The organism is Geobacillus sp. ZGt-1 (genome assembly GCF_001026865.1).
In the GTDB taxonomy this organism is placed as follows: Bacteria; Bacillota; Bacilli; order Bacillales; family Anoxybacillaceae; genus Geobacillus; species Geobacillus thermoleovorans.
This window is the reverse complement of sequence record NZ_LDPD01000080.1, coordinates 1-239: the sequence shown is the minus strand read 5'-3', so window position 1 is coordinate 239 and position 239 is coordinate 1. Positions and strand designations below refer to the sequence as shown.

Sequence of the window (239 nt, the reverse complement as noted above, 5' to 3'; positions counted from 1 at the left end):
CGTGGTGTGACGGGCGGTGTGTACAAGGCCCGGGAACGTATTCACCGCGGCATGCTGATCCGCGATTACTAGCGATTCCGGCTTCATGCAGGCGAGTTGCAGCCTGCAATCCGAACTGAGAGCGGCTTTTTGGGATTCGCTCCCCCTCGCGGGTTCGCAGCCCTTTGTACCGCCCATTGTAGCACGTGTGTAGCCCAGGTCATAAGGGGCATGATGATTTGACGTCATCCCCACCTTCC

Annotated in this window: 1 rRNA gene; it reads right to left on the bottom strand. The window is 59.0% G+C overall.

What is annotated here, in order from left to right:
* A 16S ribosomal RNA gene (locus tag VU18_RS15635) occupies window positions 1–239 on the bottom strand; the annotation flags it as partial.